Origin of the sequence: Streptomyces sp. NPDC047917, assembly GCF_043204345.1 — a bacterium.
Classification (GTDB): domain Bacteria; phylum Actinomycetota; class Actinomycetes; order Streptomycetales; family Streptomycetaceae; genus Streptomyces; species Streptomyces sanglieri.
Map to the genome: position 1 here is coordinate 1 of NZ_JBIDCA010000038.1, position 9,362 is coordinate 9,362.

The following is a 9,362-nucleotide window of genomic DNA, read 5'->3' on the forward strand; positions in this document are numbered from 1 at the left end:
AGGCCCTCTACGAAACATGGGGATACCGCAAGATCGGCGAACGCCAGCCCTTCCCCGACTCCCCGCTCTACGCCGTCATGCTCCGCGGCCTCCCCAACGCGTAGACCGGCCTGCTGATCGCCGCGTACTGCCGGCGCACCGGCATGGCCATGGACTGTCCACGCCTTCCAGCCGCCGCAGGCAACCGGGGCTTGCCCAGGGTCGCCTTGGGCTTGCCCAGGGTCGCCGGCGGAAGGCTGCCCGGGTCAGATGCGCAGGCGTGAGAACCAGCCGCCGGCCTTCTGCCCGGGGATCTGCTCCTGCTCCTGGTGCTCGTTCTCGGCCCGGCTCGCGGCCTCGACGGCCTGGTCCTCGCAGCCGTCGCACAGCGTCGGATGCCACTGCGGTCCCGGCGTCGGGTGTGCCTGGGCCGCCTTCCAGCGGTCGTCGGTGAGCTTCGTGCCGCAGCCGGTGCAGGCCGGGCGGCGTGCTTCCCGTTCGGCCTTCTGCTGCTCGGCCGCGCGGCGCTGCTGCTCCTTGTATGCGCGTTGGTGGGCCTGTTGCTCGGCTCGTCTGCGTGTGTCGGCCGCTTCGCGGCGGGGGTTGCCGATCGCTTCACGCAGGGGCTGCATGTGGTCGCGGCCGAAGCGGAGGAACACTGCGCCGTGCGGGCCGTGCTCGCGCAGGTTGCGCAGCCTGGTCGCGATGATGGGGATCTTCCCGTTGTAGAGGTGGTGGTCCTCGAACCGTTCCCCGGCCCACAGGTGGTGGGTGAGTTCCATCAGGCTCGGGATGGTGCGGTTGGGGTTGCGGTCGCCGAGGCGGTTGAACACGAGCAGGACGGGCGGGTGCGGTACTTCGGCGGGCCTGGCCTCGGGGACGGTCCAGCGGGTGCGCCACATCGGGCGTTCCCTGCCGTCGGTGTCCTTCGTCTTCCGCCGGAAGAAGCAGGCGTACTTCTCCAGTTTGTCGGCGAGTTCCTCGGCGGTCTCGTGGCAGTTGTCGGCCTCGATGAACAGCAGCGGCACCCGGTCCTGCGGGGCGGTCAGGACGATGTCGGCCTGGGCGCCGCCCTTACCTGGCGTGCTCCAGGTGCCGGTGGCGGGCAGCGGGACCTCGGTCCAGTACTGAGCGATCATGCCGATCCCACCGGGTGCATCGATGGCGGCCTGGGCAGCCGCCCGGACCTCGGCAGGATCCTCGGTCATCCGGGCGAGGTTCGGCTTGGGGCGCAGCATCGCGATGACGGTCTCGTTGACGGTCATGGGGTGGGTGGCGCCGCTGGCGCCCGCGCCGCGGGCGGTGGAGCCCATCTCCGTCACGGGACGACCGAGTTCGTAGGAGGCGGCCTCCAGGCCCTTGATGGTGAGGTTGCGCAGGGTCTCCCCGCCCGAGGTGGTGCCGCCGCTCTCGGTGAGGCCGTGCTTGCGCATGTCGGAGAGCGCGCCGGTGTGTGAGGCGGCGCGGGCCTGCTTCTGCCTCGCCGGAGTGTCCTTGCCGGTGCGCCGGCAGGTCAGGCGCGGCGCGCCGATCCGCTGGATCTGATCGGCCGTGGCCACCTTCAGCACTCCAAGCACGCTCAGCACATCCCCGCGGAAACTGTTCGTGGATCCCGCTGGGTTCGTCTTCCGCTTCCCCACCATCAGCCCCGCTCCCCCGTTGTGCGCCAGGCCGGCCGCAGAGGGCATCCGGCCCCCGGAACCCGATGATCTCCTCCTCCACTGACATCACCAGCAAGTACAAGAGGAGAGAAGAGGGTTGTGACGGTGCGGAACATGGCCGGCTATGCGGTGTGACCAGCCGGTTTACCGTCCTGCCTGGTGCCAGGCACCAAAGGGGGGTCCCAAGCGGTATCCGGAGGGGGTGCCGCAGGAATGCACCACAGCTTGCCCGGCGCGGCTCGGGCCCGTGGTCGGGCCGGTCACAGCGGGGGCTGGCTGCTGGTCGGTGTGGCGTCATCGCAATGGTCTCCCTCGGTCCGAACGCCCCAGGTCGGGGCGGTGATCGAGGCAGCAGCGTGCACACCCGCCCCTTGTCCGCCGCCTGACGGCGGCCAGTAGCGAGCCCGGACAAGGAGAAACACCGTTGCACGCGGCCGGCAGCGGACGTGGACAAGGGGTCATGGTCGGGCCGACCACGGAGACCTCGCCGAAATGAGCGGCCTGGAACAGAAGACCCACGCCCGTCTCCCGTATGACCTGCGGGAGTTTCAGGTTCCGGAACCCGCCTGAGGCGGCTGCCGGGTCGCCCGCAGGTACACCAGGAGCGGGGTCGAAAGCACCCGGCCGCTGACCCAATTACTGACCCGCGCACCCGGCTAGGGTGTCATGCGCAGGCCGAGGCCGATAGGTCCGGTGCTGCTGCACGTCCGGGCTTCGGCCAGGAGCTCGATCACCACCCCTTGACCGCACGGCTCGTCCGTGGCCGATCCCACACCGTCTGACGCCGGTTCTCGCCAACAACCGCCAACAGACGACTCCATCGCGCGTACCTACGTACCGCTCCCCCGAGCCGGCACGACTGAACACCACGTCACCGACGCCCTTCAACACGAACAGCCACCACCACTGCCCCCGGCCACCGGCCGGGGGCTTCGTGCTTTTTGGAGGAAATCGCCGTGCCCACCTACGAGGCCCTGCCCCGCTTCACCACCGACCTTCACCATCTCACCCCCGACCAGCGCCGGCGCTTCCGCCGCATCGTGACGCGGGCCTTCGTGCCCGACCTCCGCTCCGGACACTTCCGTGCCGGCCTGCGCATCAAGCGCGTGCGCTGCGCACCGGGCGTCTACGAGCTCACGTGGTCCGGCGGCGGCCGGGCGACCTGGTCCTACGGAACGGAACAGATACACGGCGTGTTGACTGAACTAACTTCGACGTTTTCGCAGGTCAGATGGCATGTCTGCTAGCTTCTCGGCATGCTTGATCACAGCGGTCCCGGAAGGGATCTCAGGAACTTCGCCCTGCCCGAATCCGGTCAGCTGCTGGCGACGGGAGACGTCTGGGAGCCGTACCGGTTGCTCGATCGGCATGGTCTGCGGGTCGAGCCGGTCGCCGTGTACTTCAAGGACCTGCTCGCGGCAGACACCCCGGCAACCACGCTACGGTCGTACGGAAACGACCTGCTGCGGTGGTGGCGGTTCCTGTGGGCGCTCGACATCGAGTGGGATCGGGCCGTCCGGGAAGACGCGCGGGACTTCGTGCTCTGGATGCAGCTGGCCGACAAGCCGGTGCGTGTGCACTGGCGGCGCCGAAACGCGCCCGCAGGCGAAGGCCGGCCTGCCCTGAAGGCCGCTACGGAAGCACCCGTCCCGGGATCTCCGAACCCGGTGACCGGAAAACCCACCATCGGGAAGAAGTACGCCGCGAGCACTCGGGCCCACTGCGAGACGGTTCTGCGGACCTTCTACGACTTCCACCTCGCCAGCAACTCCGGCTCGCTGCTGGTCAACCCGTTCCCTCTGGACCGTTCCCGCCGCCGCGGGCGAGCCAATGCCCATCACAATCCGATGGAGGACTTCAAGGCCCAGCGGACTGGTCGGTACCGTCCTCGCGTTCCTGAGCGGATTCCGCGCCGGATACCGGACAACAAGTACACCGAGGTCTTCGCGGGGCTGCGCTCGGACAGGGACAGGGCCCTGCTGGCCACCTGGGTCTCCACCGGTGCCCGGTCGGAGGAGCTCCTGACGAGCCGGGAACGCGATGCGATCCCCGGGCAGCAGCTCATCGGCGTGATCCGCAAGGGCACCAGGGTCTACCAGCAGCTTCCCGCTTCACCTGACGCGTTCGTCTGGATGCGGCTCTACCAGGAGGATGCCTGGGCCAACGGAGTCCCCCGAGGCCGTGACCAGCCATTGTGGTGGACCCTCCGGAGGCCTTGGCGCCCGCTGAACTATCACGCTGCACGCGCCATGTTCGTCCGTGCGAACAAGCTGCTGGGCTCGAACTGGACCCTTCACGACCTGCGGCACACGGCCACCTTCCGGATGACGCAGGACCCGGAGCTGTCCATGGCCTACGTCCAGCACATCCTGGGCCACAAGTACCAGAGCACCTTGCAGAAGTACATCAACCCCAGCACGGACGAGGTCATCGAGGCCGGGCTCGCCCACCATGCCCGCCAGGAGCGCAAGCGGGCCCGCCCGTCTCCCCCTCCGTCGGCACCCGCCTACAACCCCGAGTCCCTCGGCATCCTGTTCGGAGGGACCCTCGCATGACGGCATCGAGTCTTACCTTCGCTACTGCTGTCCCGGCACCACCGAACCGGGTGCTGGCGGGAGCCGAGGCGGTCGCGCTCTTGAAGCGGTTCCCCGCCCGTCCCCGGCTGACCATCTGGCCCGAGACGGCCGCGACCCGCGACGAGGTCATCGCTCGTCTCGGACAGCCGCCGCTCAGGGTCAAGGGCCGCCCCTCCACGCAGGACAGCCGGATGGTCGGGGTACGCATCCTGCTCTCCTGGCTGGAGACTTTCCCCGGCGATACCTGGCAGCAGCGCTGGGAGGCCAGTCCGATCGCCGCCGAACCGGAACAGTGGTACGAGAAGGTCCGGGAGTGGACACCGACGGTCGACAGGGCGACCAAGACGGGCCATCTCCAGGCCGGGGTGCTGGCCCTGCTCTGCGCGGACGTGGTCCGCCCGGAGACAACATGGCTCGCCGTGAACTACTCCAGGCATCTGCGGCCGGCCCTCGCACAGGCCCGCGACCCGGAAGGGTTCGTCAGCCTGGAAGCCTGGATCCCGCAGAACGTCCGCGTCACCCGGCACGCTTCGGAAGCGCTCGCTGCCCTCGCCCAGGTGTTGGCGACCAGGGGCGGGAAACTTCAGGACATCGTCGTCGGAGACCTTCTGGAGCGGTGCTACGCGCCCGTGGCCTACAACCGCACCACTCGCGGAGTGCGCCTCGCCTATCTCTGGCTCCGCGAACGCGGCCAGTTCCCCCACGACGCCCCCACGACCCTGCTGTTCACCACGCACCGCGCCGGGCAAGTCACTCCGGCAGAGCTCGTGGACCGCTACGACCTGAAGTGCCAGCCCGTCCGTGACCTGCTCGTCAGCTACCTCACCGAACGCCAGCCCACCCTGGACTACGCCACCCTCAAGAGCCTGGCAGCGACCCTCGCCGGCAACTTCTGGGCCGACCTCGAACAGCACCACCCCGGCATCGACTCCCTCCGGCTGTCGCCCGAGACCGCCACGGCCTGGAAGACCCGCCTCGCGACGAAGACCCCCCGCCGGAGGCAAGCCGACGGAACCGTGATCACGGTGACCGAACCGCGGACCAGCGCGCCCGCGATCAAGATGACGGTGCGGGCGTTCTACCTCGACATCGGCGAGTGGGCCCTGAGCGAGCCTGAACGGTGGGGACAGTGGGCCTCTCCTCCCCCGGTCACCGAGGCCGAGTGCTCCGTCAAAAAGCTGGAGAGGCGCCAGAAGTCCAAGTCCGACCGACGCACCCGGGAACGTCTTCCCGTCCTGCCGGTGCTCGTCCGGGTCGCGATCCGCAGGCTGAAAGAGGCCACGGCCAGGCTAGATGCCCTCAACGCGGCGCCGCTGGGATCCACCTTCACGGTCCTCGGCGAGACGTTCACCGTCCCCAAGAGCAGCGTCCGTCCCGACGGCCACCCCACAGGTGTCCGTGACGCCGCAGGCGAGCGACGCGACCTGGGCGCCGAGGAACGGCGGGCGTTCTGGGCCTGGGCGGCCATCGAGATCTTCCGTCACACCGGGATCCGGATCGAGGAGCTCCAGGAGCTCAGCCACCACAGCATCATCAGCTACCGGCTGCCCGGCGGGGACGTCGTGCCGCTTCTCCAGATCGCGCCCTCGAAGACCGATCAGGAACGGCTCATCCTCATCAGCCCCGAGCTTGCCGACGTGCTCAGCGCGGTCATCTCACGCGTCCGCGACAACACCGGTCGAGTGCCACTGCTACCCAGCTACGACCTGCACGAGAAGACCTGGAACGCACCGATGCCCCTGCTCTTCCAGTGGAGCATCAGCCACGAGCGCAGGCCCGTCTCAGGGAGCATGATCCGCAAAGCCCTCGACGAGACACTGAGACACTCCGGGATCACCGACAGCTCCGGGCATCCGCTGCTCTTCCAACCCCATGATTTCCGCAGGATGTTCATCACCGAGGCGATCCTCAACGGCCTCCCACCACACATTGCCCAGGTCATCGCCGGCCACAGGAACATCAACACCACGATGGGATACGCGGCCATCTACCCGACGGATGCGCTCGAGGCGCACCGCGCCTTCATCGCCCGTCGCCGCGGCCTCCGCCCGGTCGAGGAGTACAGGTCCGTCACCGCTGAGGAATGGCAGGAGTTCCTGTCCCACTTCGAGCGGAGGAAGCTGGCGCTGGGCGAGTGCGGGCGGGCCTACGGAACCGACTGCATCCACGAACACGCCTGCGTCCGCTGCCCGGTCCTGATCGTCGCCGCGGACGAGAAGCCCCGCCTGGAGGAGATCCGCGACAACCTCAAAGACAGGATCGCCGAAGCCGAACGCGAAGGATGGCTCGGCGAAGTCGAAGGACTATCCACCAGCCTCGCCGCCGCCGAAGACAAGATCGCCCAGATCGAAGCCCAGCAAGAGAGGAAGCAATCCCCCGTCTTCCTGGGCCTACCCAGCCTCGCCAAGCTCACCGCGCGCACCAGCGAAGCCACCAGGTAACGGCCGAGGGCACGGGGCCCCGGCTTCCACAGCCGCTCTCGACCAACCCTCAGTTCAGAGAAGCTTGCGTCTGACCGTGATCTAGGCGGACAGCCCGCCGTGCTGGCGCTCGCATCTGTCGTGCTGCAAGTGCAGCCGACGGAGGTCTTGCAGCGCAGCAACGGGGAACGGGTGCTGAACCCACTTCGCCCTGTAGCCGTCCTCCCCGTGAAGCCGGACCACCGATTGAGCAGCCTCCAAGACGACGTGCCCAAGGAGGCTAAGGGGCTGAGTGGAGGACCACGAGAGTGCGCCTGCCTGGTCCGGCGCGTCGAAGCTCGTGGACATGTCGGGAAACCGGTAGATCGCGACGTGAACTTCTGAGCCTTCGCGGCGGAGAACCCACCTCACCTCAGCTGGCTCAAGATCGAAAGAGAAACGCTGGACGGAGGTGCGACCGTAGAGCCCTACGACACCGTGGAGCACGTCCGCAAGGGCGTCCGTGCAGTAGCTCACGAAGTCCTTCCGCTCCGACACACCGTCCGCGATGCGGCAGGTCGCCCAACCACTACCACTGAGTTCCCAGCTGAACTCAAGCTGACTCATCCCGCCCCCTGCCAGTGATCTTCTACCCAATGACGGTACAGCGGCGTTGAAGGAAGCCCTCACCCTCCCTTCGCACTGCCGTTGTACGCGTAGTTCAGAGAAGGCGGCGCGCACATCGTCTGGCGCCGTATCGGCGGGCACGACATCTTCACCAGCCCCTAAGCAAGGTCTGACCAGGGGCTACTCAGAGATCACCGGAAACGTGGCCCTCACGTCTGGAAGGACAACAGCTTCTCAAGTGGCTTGCCGCGGCTGTCGACTGGCAGGCAGCCTGCTCCACCCGCCGCCGACCTTTCCCGCCAGACGTGTAGATCCGAGCCCCCCAGGGCCGCTGCGGCTTCGGCTCTCCCAAGAAATACTGAAATTCGTATACGACGACATCCGCGTCCATACGCCAGCCTGCCCATGGGCCAGACGCTTCGGGGACGACGGGGAGGTCGTCGAATGCCCGGGCTATGGGTCCTGTTGCGCCGTGCCACTCATCCCAGTCAGCCACAAGGTCCGAGAGGGACTGCGATTCGATCATGTGGAGGATGGTGGGGTATTCGGACTCGAACAGGGGGGGACGGTTTTCAAGAGGGAGATACGCGCCGCAGCGGCCATCGGTGTGCTGAACCCAGTTGATTGGAGCGGCCACATCCTCGCCACCCCAGTGGAAGAACCATCCGCGGCGATCCTGCCACACTCCGCACTGCAGGTCGAAGTCCCATCCCAAAAACCTGCCCCACCGCTCCCGGGGGCCCTTGGCGGCGCTGCGGGTCATGCGGTCCAGGAGCCATGTCCTGACCTCATCCGGGTATTCGTTCTGCATCTGGCGGACGCTTGAGGGGACATGCATGTACCCGTGTGGGCCGCCACGAACCGTGTACCTCAAGCCACCGAATTTCTGGGCGAATCCCTCCCGGCGTACTACCAGCTCCCAGGGTGCCGACACGAGTTTGCCTCGGCGATCACGGACCTGCATGAAATCGGTGGGCAGGCGCTCCCACGTGGGGAGATCCATGTATGCGGAATGTGCCAAAAAATCAACAGCACGACGTGAGAGCCCCGACGGATCGTCGAGTATGTGCACCGAAAAAACACTTCCTCAGATCGACCAACAGCGTAGCAGCCACGGCGTCGCTGATCTCCCCTTACTGATCGTTTCAGAATAAAGTTCGTTGTGGGTCTTGGCGGTTGGGTGATGTGTCGGCAGGATCTGTTGGGTGTCTGCTGATCTTGTGCCTGATGACCTGTGGGAGCGTGTGGCCCCGCTGTTGCCTGCTCGTCCGCCGCGGCGGCATCGGTATCCCGGGCGGTTGCCGGCGGATGACCGGGCTGCGTTGCGGGGCATCGTTTACGTGCTGTGCAAGAGCGTGAGCTGGCGGGACGTTCCGGCCGAACAGGTCGGCTGCAGCGGTGTGACGGCCTGGCGTCGGCTGCGGGACTGGACCGAGGCCGGTGTCTGGCCGCAGCTGCACGAGGTACTGCTGGCCGAGCTGCGGGCCGCGGGCCTGCTGGACATGGGCGACGCGGCAGTCGACGGCTCTCATGTCCGGGCCCTCAAAGGGGGGCTCACACCGGACCTTCGCCGGTCGACCGCGCGCGTCCGGGCAGCAAGCACCACCTGATCGTCGACCGGCACGGCACCCCGCTCGCCGTCTCGCTGACCAGCGGAAATCGTCACGATGTCACTCAGCTGATACCGCTGCTGGACGCGATACCCCGCATTCGCGGGGCCCGCGGGCGGCCGAGGCACCGGCCGGGCCGGCTGTTCGCCGACCGTGGCTACGACTACGACAAGTACCGCCGCCTTCTCTGGGCCCGCGGCATCACACCGAAGATCGCCCGGAAAGGAACAGCCCACGGCTCCGGCCTGGGAAAGACCCGCTGGGTCGTCGAGCGCACATTCGCCTGGCTCCACCAGTTCAAGCGGCTCCGGATCCGCTACGAGATACGCGCCGACCTCCACCTTGGCCTAATCCAACTCGCCTGCAGCATCATCTGCTTGAGACGACTCCGAACTTCATTATGAAACGATCAGTTAGAGGTCCTAACAGAAGCTGTTGATCATGTGACTGTCGGCTTGGTTGCTCGTTGGTCCGTTCGTGGCAAAGAGGAACTCCCGACCGTGGCTCGTC

The 9,362-nt window shown here is 67.2% G+C and carries 7 protein-coding genes and 1 pseudogene; 5 read left to right on the forward strand and 3 right to left on the reverse strand.

What is annotated here, in order from left to right; translation table 11 throughout:
• Positions 1-104: pseudogene (locus tag ACGF8B_RS41955) on the forward strand (GNAT family N-acetyltransferase); the annotation flags it as partial.
• Between the two features lie 141 nt (positions 105-245).
• Here ACGF8B_RS41955 and ACGF8B_RS41960 read toward each other — a convergent pair.
• Positions 246-1,556, reverse strand: coding sequence for a replication-relaxation family protein (locus ACGF8B_RS41960; RefSeq protein ID WP_392748186.1), 1,311 nt, complete (start codon positions 1,554-1,556; stop codon positions 246-248).
• A gap of 1,040 nt (positions 1,557-2,596) precedes the next feature.
• On the opposite strand from ACGF8B_RS41960, the gene ACGF8B_RS41965 reads away from it, so the two are divergent.
• From ACGF8B_RS41965 to ACGF8B_RS41975, 3 genes are read left to right on the forward strand one after another with little or no spacing between them, the layout of a single operon-like run.
• A complete protein-coding gene (locus tag ACGF8B_RS41965) occupies positions 2,597-2,887 on the forward strand; it encodes a hypothetical protein (RefSeq protein WP_392748188.1) in 291 nt (96 codons plus the stop codon).
• A 9-nt stretch (positions 2,888-2,896) separates the two neighbouring features.
• Positions 2,897-4,195 carry a tyrosine-type recombinase/integrase gene (locus tag ACGF8B_RS41970; RefSeq protein WP_392748190.1) on the forward strand — a complete coding sequence of 433 codons (1,299 nt, stop codon included), beginning with the start codon at positions 2,897-2,899 and terminating at the stop codon, positions 4,193-4,195.
• Positions 4,192-6,657 carry a tyrosine-type recombinase/integrase gene (locus ACGF8B_RS41975; RefSeq protein WP_392748192.1) on the forward strand — a complete coding sequence of 822 codons (2,466 nt, stop codon included), beginning with the start codon at positions 4,192-4,194 and terminating at the stop codon, positions 6,655-6,657. The genes ACGF8B_RS41970 and ACGF8B_RS41975 overlap by 4 nt, the downstream gene beginning before the upstream one ends.
• Before the next feature lie 81 nt (positions 6,658-6,738).
• On the opposite strand, the gene ACGF8B_RS41980 is transcribed toward ACGF8B_RS41975, so the two are convergent.
• Positions 6,739-7,242 carry a hypothetical protein gene (locus ACGF8B_RS41980; protein ID WP_392748193.1) on the reverse strand — a complete coding sequence of 168 codons (504 nt, stop codon included), beginning with the start codon at positions 7,240-7,242 and terminating at the stop codon, positions 6,739-6,741.
• A 184-nt stretch (positions 7,243-7,426) separates the two neighbouring features.
• A complete protein-coding gene (locus ACGF8B_RS41985; RefSeq protein ID WP_392748195.1) occupies positions 7,427-8,053 on the reverse strand; it encodes a hypothetical protein in 627 nt (208 codons plus the stop codon).
• A gap of 394 nt (positions 8,054-8,447) precedes the next feature.
• On the opposite strand from ACGF8B_RS41985, the gene ACGF8B_RS41990 reads away from it, so the two are divergent.
• Positions 8,448-9,256, forward strand: a protein-coding gene (locus ACGF8B_RS41990; RefSeq protein ID WP_392748197.1) for an IS5 family transposase whose coding sequence is annotated in 2 segments (ribosomal slippage) — positions 8,448-8,787 and positions 8,787-9,256 — 810 coding nt in all. Because the reading frame shifts where the segments join, the coding sequence is not laid out codon by codon here.
• Positions 9,257-9,362: the final 106 nt, after the last annotated feature.

Bases quoted from the DNA above. Each gene is read 5' to 3' on its own strand.
- ACGF8B_RS41970 (WP_392748190.1), top strand. From the start codon at position 2,897: ATGCTTGATCACAGCGGTCCCGGAAGGGATCTCAGGAACTTCGCCCTG.
- ACGF8B_RS41975 (WP_392748192.1), top strand. From the start codon at position 4,192: ATGACGGCATCGAGTCTTACCTTCGCTACTGCTGTCCCGGCACCACCG.
- ACGF8B_RS41980 (WP_392748193.1), bottom strand. From the start codon at position 7,242: ATGAGTCAGCTTGAGTTCAGCTGGGAACTCAGTGGTAGTGGTTGGGCG.
- ACGF8B_RS41985 (WP_392748195.1), bottom strand. From the start codon at position 8,053: ATGCAGAACGAATACCCGGATGAGGTCAGGACATGGCTCCTGGACCGC.